General features: G+C 57.1%; 15 protein-coding genes and 1 tRNA gene. 10 read left to right on the top strand and 6 right to left on the bottom strand.

Annotated elements, in window-relative coordinates:
• Positions 1 to 68 precede the first annotated feature (68 nt).
• Together RA28_RS03295 and RA28_RS03290 are read left to right on the top strand one after the other, a co-directional pair.
• The gene (locus RA28_RS03295) at positions 69 to 1754 is read left to right on the top strand and encodes a tryptophan halogenase family protein (RefSeq protein WP_039523725.1); all 1686 of its coding nucleotides are present in this window, start codon (positions 69 to 71) and stop codon (positions 1752 to 1754) included.
• A gap of 237 nt (positions 1755 to 1991) precedes the next feature.
• A complete protein-coding gene (locus tag RA28_RS03290) occupies positions 1992 to 3239 on the top strand; it encodes an MFS transporter (protein WP_039525639.1) in 1248 nt (415 codons plus the stop codon).
• Between the two features lie 81 nt (positions 3240 to 3320).
• On the opposite strand, the gene RA28_RS03285 is transcribed toward RA28_RS03290, so the two are convergent.
• Both RA28_RS03285 and RA28_RS03280 read right to left on the bottom strand, forming a co-directional pair.
• A tRNA-Ala gene (locus tag RA28_RS03285) sits at positions 3321 to 3396 on the bottom strand.
• Between the two features lie 141 nt (positions 3397 to 3537).
• The gene (locus tag RA28_RS03280; RefSeq protein WP_039523724.1) at positions 3538 to 3861 is read right to left on the bottom strand and encodes a TIGR02300 family protein; all 324 of its coding nucleotides are present in this window, start codon (positions 3859 to 3861) and stop codon (positions 3538 to 3540) included.
• Positions 3862 to 3961: 100 nt separating this feature from the next.
• On the opposite strand from RA28_RS03280, the gene RA28_RS03275 reads away from it, so the two are divergent.
• From RA28_RS03275 to RA28_RS03265, 3 genes are all read left to right on the top strand, one after another.
• The gene (locus RA28_RS03275) at positions 3962 to 4657 is read left to right on the top strand and encodes a M48 family metallopeptidase (RefSeq protein WP_039523723.1); all 696 of its coding nucleotides are present in this window, start codon (positions 3962 to 3964) and stop codon (positions 4655 to 4657) included.
• A gap of 30 nt (positions 4658 to 4687) precedes the next feature.
• A complete protein-coding gene (locus RA28_RS03270; RefSeq protein WP_039523722.1) occupies positions 4688 to 5335 on the top strand; it encodes a GntR family transcriptional regulator in 648 nt (215 codons plus the stop codon).
• A 113-nt stretch (positions 5336 to 5448) separates the two neighbouring features.
• Positions 5449 to 6579: a lytic murein transglycosylase gene (locus RA28_RS03265; RefSeq protein ID WP_039523720.1), complete on the top strand. Its 1131-nt coding sequence runs from the start codon at positions 5449 to 5451 to the stop codon at positions 6577 to 6579.
• A 4-nt stretch (positions 6580 to 6583) separates the two neighbouring features.
• Here the strand turns inward: RA28_RS03265 and RA28_RS03260 are convergent, their stop codons facing one another.
• On the bottom strand, positions 6584 to 7546 hold the full coding sequence (locus RA28_RS03260; protein WP_039523719.1) for an acetyl-CoA carboxylase carboxyltransferase subunit alpha: 963 nt from the start codon (positions 7544 to 7546) through the stop codon (positions 6584 to 6586).
• A 122-nt stretch (positions 7547 to 7668) separates the two neighbouring features.
• Between RA28_RS03260 and RA28_RS03255 the strand changes: the two genes are divergently transcribed.
• On the top strand, positions 7669 to 8502 hold the full coding sequence (locus tag RA28_RS03255) for an AraC family transcriptional regulator (protein WP_039525635.1): 834 nt from the start codon (positions 7669 to 7671) through the stop codon (positions 8500 to 8502).
• Here the strand turns inward: RA28_RS03255 and RA28_RS03250 are convergent, their stop codons facing one another.
• Positions 8503 to 9099 carry a LysE family translocator gene (locus RA28_RS03250; protein WP_039523718.1) on the bottom strand — a complete coding sequence of 199 codons (597 nt, stop codon included), beginning with the start codon at positions 9097 to 9099 and terminating at the stop codon, positions 8503 to 8505.
• A gap of 411 nt (positions 9100 to 9510) precedes the next feature.
• Here RA28_RS03250 and RA28_RS03245 point away from each other — a divergent pair, with 411 nt between their 5' ends.
• Positions 9511 to 10077, top strand: coding sequence for a PA14 domain-containing protein (locus tag RA28_RS03245; RefSeq protein WP_241481052.1), 567 nt, complete (start codon positions 9511 to 9513; stop codon positions 10075 to 10077).
• A 44-nt stretch (positions 10078 to 10121) separates the two neighbouring features.
• On the opposite strand, the gene RA28_RS03240 is transcribed toward RA28_RS03245, so the two are convergent.
• Positions 10122 to 11084: an L-malyl-CoA/beta-methylmalyl-CoA lyase gene (locus RA28_RS03240; RefSeq protein ID WP_039523716.1), complete on the bottom strand. Its 963-nt coding sequence runs from the start codon at positions 11082 to 11084 to the stop codon at positions 10122 to 10124.
• Positions 11085 to 11379: 295 nt separating this feature from the next.
• Here RA28_RS03240 and dgcN point away from each other — a divergent pair, with 295 nt between their 5' ends.
• From dgcN to RA28_RS03225, 3 genes are all read left to right on the top strand, one after another.
• Positions 11380 to 12381 (top strand): N-acetyltransferase DgcN, encoded by a 1002-nt coding sequence (dgcN, locus tag RA28_RS03235; protein ID WP_039523713.1) that lies wholly within the window; start codon positions 11380 to 11382, stop codon positions 12379 to 12381.
• Positions 12382 to 12471: 90 nt separating this feature from the next.
• On the top strand, positions 12472 to 13437 hold the full coding sequence (gene dgcA / locus RA28_RS03230) for an N-acetyl-D-Glu racemase DgcA (RefSeq protein WP_039523711.1): 966 nt from the start codon (positions 12472 to 12474) through the stop codon (positions 13435 to 13437).
• A 10-nt stretch (positions 13438 to 13447) separates the two neighbouring features.
• Positions 13448 to 14308: a D-amino-acid transaminase gene (locus RA28_RS03225; RefSeq protein WP_039523710.1), complete on the top strand. Its 861-nt coding sequence runs from the start codon at positions 13448 to 13450 to the stop codon at positions 14306 to 14308.
• 36 nt (positions 14309 to 14344) lie between these two features.
• Here the strand turns inward: RA28_RS03225 and RA28_RS03220 are convergent, their stop codons facing one another.
• Complete coding sequence (locus tag RA28_RS03220; RefSeq protein WP_039523708.1) at positions 14345 to 14659, bottom strand: DUF1244 domain-containing protein; 315 nt, start codon at positions 14657 to 14659, stop codon at positions 14345 to 14347.
• Positions 14660 to 14672 lie beyond the last annotated feature (13 nt).

Below are 14672 nucleotides of genomic sequence, written 5' to 3'. Positions count from 1 at the left end.
TGCCACACAAACCCCAAAGAAAGGGCGGGCAGCAACAAATCCCCCGAGCCAACAGGGACAGAACTACAATGAACAATCGTTTACGCAAAATCACCATCGTGGGTGGCGGCACGGCGGGTTGGATGACCGCGCTCATCCTGGACATGGTGTTTTCCCGCACGTCGGCCACCAAAGACCGACCCCAGATCTGCCTGATCGAAAGCCCCAATATTTCGACTGTTGGGGTGGGCGAGGCGACCGTTCCGCGTATGCCGGTCACGCTTCGTCAGGCCGGCATTTCCGAGCGGAACTTTTTCCGCGAAACCAACGCGTCTTTCAAACTGGGGGTAAAATTCTGCAACTGGAACAAGGACGCCAAGGGCAACCGCATCGACTATGTGAATCCCTTCGCTCACGGGCAGATGTTGGAGGGGTTGGAGGCTGCCGAATACTTCCTGCGCTTCGGTAATGGGGACAGGGACTTCACCCAGTCGATCTCGCCCCACGACGATCTGGCCCGCCTGTGCAAAGGTGCGCGGCAACTGGGCCAGCCTGAATTCGAACAGCGGTTTGGCTATGCCTATCACCTGGACGCCGTGAAGTTTGCGGGCATGCTGACCAAGGTTTGCACCAAGCGCGGCGTCGAGCATATTCAGGATGAGGTTCAGTCGGTCGAACTGGACGAACAGGGCAATGTCAGCCATCTGATGTTGGAACGCAAAGGCCGTCATGACATCGAAATGGTCATCGACTGTACCGGCTTCCGCGGGTTGATCATCAATCAGGCGCTGGGAGAGCCGTTCATGGACTACTCGGACTACCTGCCGAACGACCGAGCCATGGCGTTGCAGATCGAGCATCCGAACCCGGACAAGATTGAAAGTGTGACACGGTCAACGGCACTTGGCGCGGGATGGACGTGGCGGGTGCCGCTCTACAACCGTGTGGGCACGGGCTATGTGTTCTCATCCGCGCATCGCACGGATGATCAGGCGGCTGATGAATACCTCGAATGGCTGGGCGATAGCGGCAAGGGTCTGACGCCGCGCGTGATTCCGATGCGGATTGGCCGCGTGCGCAATGCCTGGGTCAAGAACTGCGTGGCGATCGGACTGTCCGGCGGATTTATCGAACCGCTTGAGAGTACCGCGATTCACATGATTGATCACGCGATCCGCTGGTTCGCCGAGCATCTGCCGACCCGAGACATCGAACCATCGCTGCGGGCCCGATACAATCGGCAGATGAACAAGTTGTATGACGAGGTTCTGGACTTTATCTGTCTGCACTACCGGTTGGGCAATCGCACAGATGATCAATACTGGATCGACGCGCGAACAGAGATGAAGATACCAGACCGGTTGGCCGAAAATCTGGAGCTGTGGCAGAACCGCCTGCCGATGGAACACGATATCGAGTTCGCAACCCTGTTCAATTTCCGAGTTTATCAGACGGTTTTGTTGGGAAAACAGGTCTATGATACGGGCTATGGTGCGGGCATCCGCGACCGTCTGCGACCGCTTAAAAAGCCGATTTGGTTCCAGTGGTGGAAAGGCGCGAAAATGGACCTCGCGCAGATACTCAAAACGATGCCGGATCACAAAACGTTGTTGCGCGATATCCGCGGGGAGTTGGAAAAACCTGCCTTTGGCATGGCGGCGGCAATGCAACCGACAGTGGCGATGCCCGGCGCAGCAGCAGCGCCGGTGGCAATCCAGAACATGCCCAACTTCGCCGAGATTCAAAGTGGCACCAAGGACTTGCAACTGTTCTAAGTGCTCTGTTCAAGCGGTAGATCAAATCGGATGCGGAAGGCCGACGTGGTGCAACGTGACCGCGCTCACCGGCCTTTCCGGCATTCCGGTACCGCGGCCCAATTGGACACAAATCACCCTGGCAAGTAACATTGGCCCCAGTACGTCCGATTGGGGCCACAATGTGATTTCGACGATTTGACCTTTTGTCGGGTATTTCGTGCCGGACAGTTCGAAGACTTTTTGGAGGTCGTTGTTATGAACCTTTCGCGGTTGTCTTTGTTGCTCGTTGTGTTCATTGACGTGATGGGTTTCGGGTTGATCCTGCCTATTTTCAACACCATCTTGCTGGATCCACAGCAGACATTCCTGCCGCAAGATACGCCTACCCACACTCGTCAGTTTGACTACACAATTCTCATAGCCCTCTTTTTCCTTTTCTATTTTTTCGGCGCGGCCTTCATTGCGAAAGTGTCGGATTACATTGGGCGCAAAAAAGGGATCATGATCTGCCTGACAGGCGCATTGATTGGGTATGTATTGACCGTGGCCGCAATCATGACCGCCAGCTATTGGTTGTTGCTTCTGGGGCGCGCCATTTCCGGTTTCACGACAGCTAACCAGCCGATTGCGCAGGCAGCGCTGATCGACATCAGCCACGACGATCAGGAAAAGTCAAAAAACCTCGGCATGATTGTCGCCGCGTCAGCCCTGGGGCTTCTGGGTGGTCCGTTGATTTCAGGGCTGCTGAGCGACCAGAACCTTATGGGCTCTTTCGCCTCGCTGGAACTGCCCTTCTACGTTGCCATTGGTCTTATCCTGATCAACATGGCGCTGATCCTTCTGTTCTTTTCCGAGCCGGGTTTCAAAAGCCAAAAAATTGACTTCGGCCTTTTGGACGTCGTTCTGAACCTGTGGAAGGTCTTCTCGCACCCGGTCGTTCTGAGACTGTCCGTCGTCATGTTGTTCTCGCTCATGTGCCTGAACGCGTTTTTCTTTTTTATCGACACCTATCTTCTGACACGCTTCAAGTTCGGAACATTGCAAAACAGCATGGCACTGGCCGTTTTCGGAGCATCCATGGCCTTTGGCAGCGCCTATCTTACTGCGCCACTTCATGAGCGGTACAAAAAGTTCCCTTTACTATATCTTTCGATTGCCGGGATGGGCGTTGGCATATTGGCCTTCATGCTCAACCCCATCGCCGATCTGTCCTACGTTCTGATTGTTCCGATTACGATCGCCTTTGCAATCATGTACCCCACTATGCTGTCCCTGTTTTCTGGAAGCGTCGGACCAACCGAACAGGGTTGGGTAATGGGCGTAACAGTGGCAATTTACGCCCTTGGCTCTGGCACAATCACGGCGTTGAGCGGGTCTTTGATGGCAATCAACCTCAGAATGCCATTCATAATCGCCATCCTCTGCTGCGTCCTGGCGCTTATTACAATGGCAAAACTGTTCCGCTATTCAGGTGTTCAGGCCCTTGATACCAAGGGGAAATGACGTGTTACGCTATGCCGCGAAAACGCGTTTCGACAACGCGTTGAACAGCGGGCATCAATGCGAGACAAGGTCGGAAGGTTTTGGTGGAGCCTAGGGGAGTCGAACCCCTGACCTCTTGCATGCCATGCAAGCGCTCTCCCAACTGAGCTAAGGCCCCTTGCCGATACCGCTGTTGCGGTGGACGGACGTTTATGAGACGGCGCTGGAAAGCGCAAGTCCAAAAGCACGTCCCGTCAAAAAGATTCTGTCGCTCAAAGCCACAGGAAACTGAGGCGGCTTGCGCCGCCTCTCAGCCAATTTACGACTCGTCTTCGGACGACATATCCTTGATATCGTCCAATGAGACGTTGTCGTTGTCGTCATCATCGTCCAGCAGATCATCGTCCAGTTCGACATCAACGTTGTCGTCATCGTCCAGAACGATGTCCTCATCCGACGACGCCTCGCGCGCTTTCACCGATGCTGCATCCTCGGCATCTGCGGCGATCATCCGGCTTTTGCCGGTGTCCAGTTCCACGACCTCGCCCGTGTAGGGGCTGACGATCGGGTCCTTGTTCAGGTCATAAAACCGTTTGCCTGTTGTCGGGCAAACGCGCTTTACGCCCCATTCTTCCTTGGGCATATCAAATCCCCTTGATATCAGGTGAATCGTATAAATGATTCAGGTGACCTGCCATATGCGGCAGGCACTGTCAAAGCCTTTGAGCGCAGGAGAATGAACCATGGGGCGACACGCCTTGCCCGGATCGCCCCCCGTACCGCTAACGCTGCGCAAATCGGCGCGTGCAAGGCGTATCAGTCTGCGAATTTCTCAGTTAGATGGGCGGGTTACACTCACATACCCGCAGGGTGTTGCAGAAACCGAGGCATTGAATTTCGCCCATCAAAAAGAAGGTTGGATACGACAGCACCTGCAGGAAAGACCTGTCCCGTCCACCGTGCAAGTCGGCCAGACCATACCCGTCGAAGGAATAGCCCGCCGAATCGTGCGGGAACCGGGTCGCCGGGTTGTTCTGCGGCGCGATGAAATCGGTGTACCATCGGGGTCCGAAGCAAGACGGCTGGCGCGGTTCCTAAAGGAATTGGCCCGAGACCGGCTAACGGGCGCATGCAACGATTATTCAAAGATGCTGGGGCGACCCTATTCGACGCTTACCATGCGCGACACGCGCTCTCGCTGGGGATCATGCAGTTCGGTCGGGGGGCTGATGTTTTCGTGGCGACTCATCCTCGCGCCATCCGACGTTCTTCATTACGTGGCTGCGCATGAGGTCGCCCATCTGGCCGAGATGAACCATTCCCGCGCGTTCTGGGCGCAGGTCGAACGCATCTTCGGACCCTATAAGGAACCGCGGCGCTGGCTCAGAGATCACGGGGCCGAGTTGCACAGTTACCGCTTTGATGCGGGGACCGGTTGACGCCGCCAAAATTTGTGATCACATGATCGCATGTTGACCGCGCGACCGACAGACTCCCAAACCGCAACGCATGACCGGGTTTATCGTGCCTTACGATCCCGTATTCTGCATGGCGAGATCGCTCCTGGCCAGGCGCTCACACTGCGTGGGATCGGAAAAGAGTTCGGCGTTTCGATGACACCCGCGCGCGAAGCGGTTCGACGGCTGGCCGCGGAGGGGGCGTTGTTTCTGTCGACGTCGGGCCGGGTTTCCACACCCGAACTTAGCAACGACCGGATCGAGGAACTGGCCGCGCTGCGGGCATTGATCGAGGTTGAGCTGGCCAGCCGCGCGCTTCCGCGTGCGCATATCGCGCTGATCGACCGATTGCAGAGCATCAATATGACTGTCGCTGAAATGGTCACCAAGCGCGACGCTGTCGGATACATCCGGGCAAATCTGGAATTTCATCGCACCCTGTATCTGCGCGCACAGGCGCCAGCGATGCTTGCAATTGCGGAAACTGTTTGGCTGCAGTTGGGGCCGACGATGCGGGCGCTGTACGGTCGGTTGCGCCGCACGGAACCGCCGCATTACCACAAGCTGATCATCGCCGCCTTGAAAGCTGGTGATGAACCCGGCCTGCGGCTGGCGGTGCGCTCGGACGTGACACAAGGTTTGCGGCTGCTGGTCAGCTAAGCGGCATATCGCTCAGAACACTTACGTGACCGATCTGCTGCCCGTTTCTCTGGTTTGCGCGGTTCGACTGCGGTAGGTTTTGTGAAAATCACAAACAAGAGCAGATTTCAGCCATGATTGATCGACGGACCTTATCCATGGGACTTGGGGCAACCCTGCTGGCCGCATGTTCGGGCGGCACAGCGCCAACAAATGCACCGGCGTCGCGCATGCGCGCTGTGCCAAACGCAGGTTGGGATGCATGGGTCGCCAATTTCAAAGGGCGCGCCGCGTCGCAGGGTATTTCGCAGATCACCATTAACCGGGCTTTTCAAGGTGCGGGCTATTTGCCTGGCGTGATTGAGCGCGACCGCAATCAGGTCGAGTTCAAACGCTCGCTCGAAGACTATCTGGCCATCGCGGCGTCGGATGAACGGATCAGCACGGGCAAGCAGATGCTTCAAAAGCATAACGGAACCCTGACGCGGATCGAATCCCAGTACGGCGTCGACAAAGAGGTTGTTGTCGCCGTTTGGGGCTTGGAAAGCCGATACGGAGCGAGGCGCGGCGACGTCCCTGTCGTTTCGGCCCTGTCGACACTCGCCTATGACGGGCGGCGCGGTCAGTTCTTCGAAAGCCAGTTGATCGCTGCGATGAAAATCCTGCAAAACGGCGACACGACACCGGACAAGATGACCGGCAGCTGGGCCGGTGCAATGGGGCATACCCAGTTCATCCCGACCTCATATCTTGCATATGCGGTTGATTTCACAGGCGACGGACGGCGCGATATCTGGTCCGAAGACCCAACGGACTCGCTGGCATCCACTGCCGCTTACCTATCCCGCGCCGGGTGGGTTCGCGGTCAGACCTGGGGTGGCGAGGTTGGGTCGGTGTCCGGATCACCGGCCGCAGTGCTTCAGCCGCAGACACCGGGGCCGCGCATTGCGGTTTTCAGGAACTTTCAGGTGATCAAACGGTACAACAACTCTGACAGCTATGCGATTGGCGTCGGCCATCTGTCTGATCGGATCGCGGGTGGCGCGCCATTTCAGGCCTCATTCGGCCCCGACGAAACCGGTTTGACGCTGGAGGATCGCAAAGACCTGCAACGCCGCCTGACCTCTGCAGGGTACGATACGCAAGGCGCAGACGGTGTGATCGGCAAGAATTCCGAGGCTGCGATCAGCGCCTATCAAGGCGCAAACGGGCTGCCTGTCACCGGCAAACCCTCGGTCGAGTTGCTTCGAAGGCTGGGTGGCTGATGACCTAGGCCGCCAGCCCTTTTGAACCGATATCAAGGAACTTTTGCCGGCGGTCTTTGATCAACGCCGCCGGATCTTTCCCGTCGAGCTCTTTCAACATTGCCGCAATCGCTGCTCGCACAGATTCAACCGCCGCTGAGCGGTCGCGATGCGCGCCGCCCTTGGGCTCGGTTATAATACGATCGCAAACGCCCAGCTTGTAGAGGTCCTGCGCCGTCAGACGCAGCGCTTCTGCCGCTTCGCGCATCTTCTCCGCATCCTTCCAGAGGATCGAAGCGCACCCTTCCGGTGAGATGACGGAATAGACCGAATGCTCCAGCATGGCGACCCGATTGGCGGTCGCAAAGGCAACCGCACCGCCGGACCCGCCTTCGCCGATGATGACGGAAACAAGCGGGACACCGATCTTGAGGCACATCTCGGTCGAACGCGCGATAGCCTCGGACTGGCCCCTTTCTTCGGCGCCTTTACCGGGATACGCACCGGCTGTGTCGATCAATGTGATCACCGGCAGCCCAAATCGCCCGGCCATCTCCATCAAGCGTACCGCTTTGCGATAACCTTCGGGGCGCGCCATACCAAAGTTCCGCTCGATCCGCGATTTCGTGTCCGAGCCCTTTTCGTGACCGATCACCATGACCGGCTGGTCGTTGAAGCGCGCCAACCCGCCGATCACGGCCAGATCGTCAGCAAAGTTGCGATCGCCCGCCAATGGCGTGAATTCGGTGAACAACTCCTCGACATAGTCCTTGCAATGCGGGCGCTCCGGATGCCGCGCGACCTGACATTTCCGCCATGGGGTCAAGTCATTGTAAAGCTCGTCCAACAGTTTGGCGGCCTTTGCATCCAGCGCTGCTGCCTCTTGGGCGACGTCCATCTCTTCGTTGGCGCGGGCCAGCGCGCGCAATTCCTCGGCCTTGCCTTCGATCTCGGCCAGCGGTTTTTCGAAATCCAGATACTGGGTCATGACGCCTCTCAACGCGGAAGTTCCCTGCTATATGACCTGTGGTTGCCTTGGATGCAACTCAGCAAGATTTGTGGATGTGGATTATGCGACCACGGACGGGCAAAGAGAAAGGACCGGAGCCGATGGCCACCAGCTATGAAGATCGCATTCTGCGGGTATTGTCGTACATTTACGAGCACCCCGCAGGTGATTTGTCGCTGGATGCGCTGGCGGATGTCGCTGCTATGTCTCGATTTCACTGGCACCGCGTATTTCGCGCCATCACTGGCGAGACCTGCGCGCAAGCCGTCCGCCGCATCAGGTTGCATCGCGCGGCCTGCTGGCTGGTGCAATCGGACAAACCCGTCGCAAAGGTCGCCAAAGACATTGGTTATCCCAACCTGAACTCTTTTGCGCGGGCCTTTTCCGAGGCCTATGGCAAGAGCCCCGCCTCTTTCCGCAGCGCGGGCCAGTTTTTGCCAGCTAACCCACACTTCAAAACCGGAGAATACCCAATGCATCCAATAACGACACGAACAGAGCCTGCCCGCCGGGTCGTCGCCCTGCCCCACAAAGGTGCGTATGCCGAAATCGGCAAAAGCTTCGAGGCTTTTGGCGCCTTGTGTGAATCCCGCCAATTGTGGCCGCATGTCGGCCCGGCCATTGGTCTATACCTCGACAGCCCGGATGATGTGCCGGAACAAGAGCTGCGCAGCTATGCGGGGGCCGAATACCGCGGTGACGCAACGCCCGATGGGATGGAAAGCCTTGACATACCGGGCGGCAAAACCGCTGTTCTGACGTTCAAGGGCCCCTATTCTGGCTTGGCCGCCGCATACCACACCCTGTTCGGAAACTGGTTGCCGACATCAGGCGAAGAACCGGCGGATCAGCCGTGTTACGAGGTTTATCTCAACGACCCGCGCGAAACTGCGCCAGAAGATCTGCTGACCGAGATTTGCCTTCCTCTGAAGTAGTCAGTTGGGCCAGAGCACCGGGTACAAAGACGCGACAAGCAATAAGGCCATCGTCCAGTTGAATACCACCAACCGGCGCGGGTTCGTCAGCACCCGCGCCATTTGCTGACCCAAAACGGTCCATGTACTGACCGATGGCAGATTGACTGCGCCAAACACCAACGCCACCAAAACAATTGCGCCAAGAGTATGCCCTGGCGCATAGGCCGTGGTGGCCGTCAGCGCCATTGCCCAAGCTTTGGGATTGACCCACTGGAAGGCTGCTGCTTGCAGAAAAGTCATGGGTGAGCCGTCAACCGCTTCACCCCGAACGGGCGCGGCATGGGCAATCTTCCAAGCCAGATAAAGCAGATACACCACCGACACGGCCTTCAGGATCAAGTAGCTGATCGGAAAGCGATCAAAGACCTGAACCAGCCCTGCCCCGACCAGAAGCACCATAAAAGTGAATCCCAATCCGATTCCAAGCATATGCGGAACGGTCCGCCGGAATCCGAAATTCGCACCCGACGCCATCAACATCAGGTTGTTCGGGCCGGGTGTGATCGAAGAAACAAAAGCGAACGCGATCAGGGCAATGAGGATGTCGTAGGTCATAAGTGGAACCCATACATCAATCGTAGAAAAAGGAACTGCCTTTTTGCGACTGAATAACGTTTGTCTTTACCGAGACATCAAGGAAAAGCGGTGAGATTTCACCGAAGCACCAAAAGCGGCCAAAGGATCTCTCGAAATTCATATCGGAGAGTCGTTTATCAATTCCGATCGTGCCTTGGGAGGCTCTGAGGCAATAGCGCCGCGTTGTGCCAGCCGAAAGCATTCCACTATAGGAACGCCCTGGCACCACACTTGCAACCGAAGGTCATTTTCTCCGGCGATTTGGACCTTTGAGTGTTTTAGCGCAGAATGGGTCGCCCCGAACGAGCCGCGCGACGCGGGCCCAATAGTTGACTTCAAAACATGCACATGGTTCGCTGCCCGAAACAAAAAGCCTGCCTGGGGAAACCAATGTTGAAAACACACACACTGATGGTCGTGATTGCATGCGTTGCTGGTGCGGTTGGAAGTTCCGCAATAGCTTCGGAGTTGTCTGCGCCGATACCGATCGTAAAGCCGGGTCTCAAAGTGACCTATGCGGAAGCTCCCAAAAAGATCAAGAGCCTGGAACAGGCGCGTGAGCTGATAGATACCATCGGTGCGCCGGCAGATCCGGTGCCCGCATTCGACTTTCGGGATACAGAGGACGGCGACCCCGTAATGACCGCCTCGCAACCCCATAATGTTGCGGCAGAAATCACCGGACTGATCAGAATAGACGAACCTGGATCCTACCAGTTCGAAGTCTATTCAAATGACGGCGTCGAAACAAAACTGGGTGGTCAGACAATCGGCTACTTTGATGGCGTTCAGGGCTGTGAAGGAAATGGCGTCACCGAAGTCGAAATCACAGAGCCCGGTTGGTACGAATTGACAACGCTCTACTTTCAGAAAGGCGGAAGTTCCTGCCTGATGATGAAATGGGGCAAGGACGGCGCGGAACTGGATTGGGTTCCTAACGACATTTTTGGCCACTGATCTATTGGCAACAAGACCCCTGAGCGGGGGTCTTGTAGGCTACATCAAGCCCCCGCCGCGATCAATTCGGCCTGCGCCACGATGACCTCGGCCTGCTTGATCGAAGCGATATCAACCAACCGGCCTTTGTATACGGTCGCGCCTTCGCCGTTTGCCTTCGCTTGTTCCATCGCGGACAGAATGTCGCGCGCCTCCGACACGGCTTCTTCGGATGGGGTAAACACCTCGTTAGCCAACGCGATCTGTTTCGGGTGAATTGCCCATTTGCCAACCATACCCAGAGTGGCCGATCGTTTGGCCTGCGCGATATACCCTTCGTCGTCCGAGAAATCGCCAAAAGGGCCATCGACGGGCAGGATACCGTGGGTCCGGCAAGCAGCCACAATCGCGGCCTGCGCCCAATGCCACGGGTCAGACCAGTGCTTTTCGCCATTGCGCAGCATGTAGTAGTTTTCCTGCGTCCCCCCGATACCGGTGGTTTGCATACCCATTGACGCGGCAAAATCCGCGGCCCCCAGGCTCATCGCCTGCAAACGCGGCGACGCGGCAGCGATTTCCTCGACGTGGGCGATGCCGGCGGCGGATTCGATGATCACCTCGAATGACACGGGCTTAGTCCTGCCTTTGGCTGTTTCGATCGCAGTCACCAGCGCATCGACCGCATAAACATCTGCCGCGCAACCGACTTTCGGGATCATGATCTGATCGAGCCGGTTGCCACCCTGTTCCAGCAAATCCACCACATCCCTGTACCAATACGGCGTGTCCAAACCGTTGATCCGAACCGAGAGGTATTTGTTCCCCCAATCCACTGCATCCAAGGCGTCGATCACGTTCGCGCGCGCCGCGTCCTTGTCGGTTGGGGCGACTGAATCCTCAAGGTCGAGATTGATAACATCTGCAGCCGATGCCGCCATTTTCGCGAACAGCTTGGTGTTTGATCCAGGTCCAAACAACTGACAGCGGTTTGGGCGGGCCGGGGCGGCGGGTTGGATGCGAAAACTCATCAGGGCCTCGTTCAAGCAATGAAATTACGATTTTCTTCCCTGTTTGGGTATTAAATTGCGCGCCCATGCGCAAGCATCATTATGCAGCCGCGGCAATGCGCGCGCAGCATGATCTGCGAACTTCCTCAGTTTGTGTGATCAAAGATTAGTCAGTTTCAAAACTTCGAAGAATCATGCAACTTGCAGGGATTTATTGCAATATTTTTGCACCGCACCCACCCGCCCGTTGGAAAATTGAGAAGCGCTCGCTGATCTGCTTCTCTAGCTTATTCCAGAATCAAAGGAGTCCCGCGCGATGATCGAAACACCGTATCTGCTGTTCCTGGGCGATGCGCCTGACCAATTGGCCGCAAAAGTGGCGATCGGGATCAAGGATTGGCGCCCGGACAACGCCGTGGGGCAGTTCCGCATGGACGGCTGCAAAGCGGATCTGGGTCTTCAGGACATGTCGCTGGAAGAAGCGCGGGACGCTGGGGCCAAAACGCTGGTAATCGGTGTTGCCAACCGGGGTGGCGTTATCAGTCAGGAATGGAAAAAGGTTCTGGTAACCGCGCTGGAAGAGGGCTTTGATCTGGCTTCCGGCCTGCATAACCTGCTGCGCGACGAGCCCGATCTGGCCGCCGTGGCCGAAGCCACGGGACGAAAGCTGCATGATGTGCGTGTTCCGGTCGTGGACTATCCGATCGCAAACGGGATCAAGCGCAAAGGCAAACGTTGCCTGGCCGTCGGCACCGATTGCTCCGTCGGCAAGATGTACACTGCGATGGCGATGGAAGCAGAGATGCACAAGCGCGGAATGAAAGCGACGTTCCGCGCCACCGGCCAGACCGGCATTCTGATCACCGGCGACGGCGTGCCCCTTGATGCCGTGGTTGCAGATTTCATGGCTGGATCGGTCGAATGGCTGACACCGGACAACGACGACGATCATTGGGATCTGATCGAAGGTCAGGGATCGTTGTTTCATGTATCCTACTCGGGCGTCACCATGGCGTTGGTGCATGGTGGTCAACCGGACGCCTTGATTCTGTCTCACGAACCGACCCGCGAGCACATGCGCGGTCTGCCGGGATATCAGCTGCCGACATTGGAAACATTGCGTGACACGGCGCTGCACATGGCGCGCGTCGCCAATCCCGACTGTCAGGTGGTCGGGGTGTCGGTCAACACGCAGAATATGAGCGAAGACGACGCCAGGGCCTATCTGGCAAAAATCGAAACCGATATGGGTCTGCCAGCGACGGACCCGTTCCGCTTTGGCTCGGGCAAACTGGTGGACGCGCTTGCAGCGATGTGATCTGAACGCAGCGGTGCTGGCGGTCTGAGGTATTCGTCGACAGCCGCGCTGCCATCGCGCGTCGGTGGGAAAAGATGAAGGAGCGTTTGCGTGCAGATTGAAGTCTCTCGAGATGTGTTCAAGCTGGCACAAGTGTTTACCATATCGCGTGGGTCTCGGACCGAAGCGAAGGTGTTGACCGTCAAGGTATCGGATGGCACCCATCAAGGCTGGGGCGAATGTGTCCCATATGCGCGGTACAATGAGACATTGGAGTCCGTCGAAGCGGAGATTGCCGCGCTACCAGCAGAAATCACACGCCAATCGTTGATGGAGCTTTTGCCGGCGGGCGCCGCCCGTAACGCGTTGGATTGTGCGCTGTGGGACCTTGAGGCAAAACGCGCAGGCAAACGAGCCTGGGAACTTGCCGGGCTTTCCGCCCCCGGTCCCGAGATCACGGCTTATACCTTATCGCTGGATACACCCGATGCGATGCAGGCTCAGGCAGCGGCAAATGCACATCGCCCGCTTCTGAAAATCAAACTTGGAACGCCCGATGACATGCCTCGGCTCGAAGCGGTCTGCGCCGGAGCTCCGGAGGCGAAGATCATTGTCGACGCAAACGAAGGGTGGTCTGCCGAGGTCTATGCCGACCTCGCACCGCACCTTGTGCGCCTCGGTGTTGCTTTGGTTGAACAACCGTTGCCCGCTGGCGATGACGACGCCCTGATCGGACTGGAACGCCCTGTTCCGGTCTGCGCCGATGAATCCTGTCACGATCGACAAAGCCTTCCGGACCTGAAAGGCAAATATGACGTCATCAATATCAAAATCGACAAGACTGGCGGTTTGACCGAAGCGTTGAAATTGCGCGATGCCGCGCTGGCCGAAGGCTATGACATTATGGTCGGTTGCATGGTCGGCAGCTCTCTGGCGATGGCGCCTGCGACACTTGTCGCGCAAGGCGCGTTGGTAACAGACCTTGACGGGCCGCTTTTGTTGGCCGAAGACCGCGACAACCCGCTGAAATTTGATGAAGCCGGAGTGCACCCGCCGTCGGCCGCACTCTGGGGCTGAGGAGACTTATATGACCCGCACCGTTTTTGTGAATGGCGACTACCTGCCGGAATCTGAGGCCAAGGTTTCGATCTTTGACCGTGGTTTTCTCATGGCCGACGCGGTTTATGAGGTAACAAGCGTTCTGGATGGCAAGTTGATCGACTTCGACGGACACGCGGTGCGCCTGAAACGCTCGCTGGACGAGTTGCAGATGGCGGAGCCCTGCACAAAGGATGAGTTGCTGGAAATTCATCGCAAACTGGTCGAACTAAATGAGATCGACGAAGGTTTGATCTATCTGCAGGTGACCCGCGGCAGTGACGGTGATCGCGATTTCGTCTTCCCAGCGGCCGATACAAAACCGACGCTGGTCCTGTTCACACAGAACAAACCGGGTTTGGCCGACAGCCCGGCCTCGAAAAAAGGGGCGAAGATCATCTCAATCGACGACATCCGCTGGGGCCGTCGGGACATCAAAACGACGCAACTGCTGTATCCTTCACTGGGCAAGATGATGGCCAAGGCCGCTGGGTGTGACGACGCGTGGATGGTCGAAGACGGTTATGTGACCGAAGGAACCAGCAACAACGCCTATTTCGTCAAGAACGGCAAAATCGTAACGCGTCCGCTGTCCAACGACATCCTGCATGGCATAACCCGCAAGGCTGTTTTGCGTATGGCCGCCGAAGCGCAGATGGAGGTCGAGGAACGTCTGTTCACCATCGACGAAGCCAAAGAAGCCGACGAGGCATTCACCACATCGGCCAGCGCTTTCGTGATGCCGGTCGTCGAGATTGATGGCGTGGCTCTGGGCGACGGAACACCGGGCAGGATCGCCAAACGGCTGCGTGAGATTTATCTGGACGAAAGCCGCAAAGCGGCAATCTAAGATCAAAGCCCGCCAGTCCGGCGGGCTTACTTTGCGTCAGTCCTTTTTGCCGACGTTTTCCTCGAACGAAACCTTGAACGCTGCCTCCTGCTCGGCACTGGCCTCGGTCTGGTATTTGGATTTCCATTCATCCATCGTCATGCCGTAGAACACTTGTCGGGCCTCGTCTTTATCCATCTCGATGCCCTTCTCATTGGCCGCCTCCTGATACCAGCGTGACAGGCAGTTTCTGCAGAATCCGGCCAGATTCATCATGTCGATGTTTTGAACATCCGTTCGGTCTTCCATCAGATGCTTTTGCAGACGACGGAAGGCGGCGGCCTGAAGTTCAATTTCCGTTTGATGGTCCATGATGCGGCTCCGA

This window comes from Ruegeria sp. ANG-S4 (genome assembly GCF_000814005.1).
Classification (GTDB): Bacteria; Pseudomonadota; Alphaproteobacteria; order Rhodobacterales; family Rhodobacteraceae; genus Ruegeria.
This window is presented reverse-complemented; position numbering and strand designations above follow the sequence as displayed.

Bases quoted from the DNA above. Each gene is read 5' to 3' on its own strand.
- RA28_RS03295 (WP_039523725.1), top strand. From the start codon at position 69: ATGAACAATCGTTTACGCAAAATCACCATCGTGGGTGGCGGCACGGCG.
- RA28_RS03290 (WP_039525639.1), top strand. From the start codon at position 1,992: ATGAACCTTTCGCGGTTGTCTTTGTTGCTCGTTGTGTTCATTGACGTG.
- RA28_RS03280 (WP_039523724.1), bottom strand. From the start codon at position 3,861: ATGCCCAAGGAAGAATGGGGCGTAAAGCGCGTTTGCCCGACAACAGGC.
- RA28_RS03275 (WP_039523723.1), top strand. From the start codon at position 3,962: ATGGGGCGACACGCCTTGCCCGGATCGCCCCCCGTACCGCTAACGCTG.
- RA28_RS03270 (WP_039523722.1), top strand. From the start codon at position 4,688: ATGTTGACCGCGCGACCGACAGACTCCCAAACCGCAACGCATGACCGG.
- RA28_RS03265 (WP_039523720.1), top strand. From the start codon at position 5,449: ATGATTGATCGACGGACCTTATCCATGGGACTTGGGGCAACCCTGCTG.
- RA28_RS03260 (WP_039523719.1), bottom strand. From the start codon at position 7,546: ATGACCCAGTATCTGGATTTCGAAAAACCGCTGGCCGAGATCGAAGGC.
- RA28_RS03255 (WP_039525635.1), top strand. From the start codon at position 7,669: ATGGCCACCAGCTATGAAGATCGCATTCTGCGGGTATTGTCGTACATT.
- RA28_RS03250 (WP_039523718.1), bottom strand. From the start codon at position 9,099: ATGACCTACGACATCCTCATTGCCCTGATCGCGTTCGCTTTTGTTTCT.
- RA28_RS03245 (WP_241481052.1), top strand. From the start codon at position 9,511: ATGTTGAAAACACACACACTGATGGTCGTGATTGCATGCGTTGCTGGT.
- RA28_RS03240 (WP_039523716.1), bottom strand. From the start codon at position 11,084: ATGAGTTTTCGCATCCAACCCGCCGCCCCGGCCCGCCCAAACCGCTGT.
- dgcN (WP_039523713.1), top strand. From the start codon at position 11,380: ATGATCGAAACACCGTATCTGCTGTTCCTGGGCGATGCGCCTGACCAA.
- RA28_RS03225 (WP_039523710.1), top strand. From the start codon at position 13,448: ATGACCCGCACCGTTTTTGTGAATGGCGACTACCTGCCGGAATCTGAG.
- RA28_RS03220 (WP_039523708.1), bottom strand. From the start codon at position 14,659: ATGGACCATCAAACGGAAATTGAACTTCAGGCCGCCGCCTTCCGTCGT.